Annotated in this window: 1 protein-coding gene; it reads right to left on the reverse strand. The window is 52.2% G+C overall.

All coding sequences use genetic code 11. The features are described from left to right. Positions 1 to 301: type IV pilin protein (locus ACTHTS_RS11380; protein ID WP_440370103.1), on the reverse strand; the 301-nt coding region annotated here is incomplete at its 3' end. Positions 302 to 402 lie beyond the last annotated feature (101 nt).

Here is a 402-nt window from a genome sequence, read left to right on the forward strand (position 1 = left end):
CCTGACCGCTCATCCTGATACAGAAACCGCCCGCCTCCTTCACCGGCAGTTCCGGCCACTTCGTCGACGTCAGCTTAAAGCTGCCCTTTTTCGCGTAGAACTGCTCCATAAAGCGCGCATTTTCCAGTAGCGCGGCATGAGCCGCACGCAGATTGGCCGAGCGGACCGATTCCCGATAGGCCGTAAAGGCCGCCGTCGCCAAGATCGAAACCAGCAGCATCACCACCAACAGCTGTACCAATGAGTAGCCCCTCTGCACAGCTGCCCTATTTCGTTTTCCGTCAAATGCTTTTAAGTACATATCTTTATTCCCTTTATCTTTTATATCCCTATCCGACAGGATGGACCTTATCCGTTTATCCCTTCACCCAATGAAAGCCCCATTAGCCCAAGTTTTATTGC

This window comes from Neisseria sp. P0019.S003, assembly GCF_051957115.1.
Taxonomy (GTDB): domain Bacteria; phylum Pseudomonadota; class Gammaproteobacteria; order Burkholderiales; family Neisseriaceae; genus Neisseria; species Neisseria flavescens_D.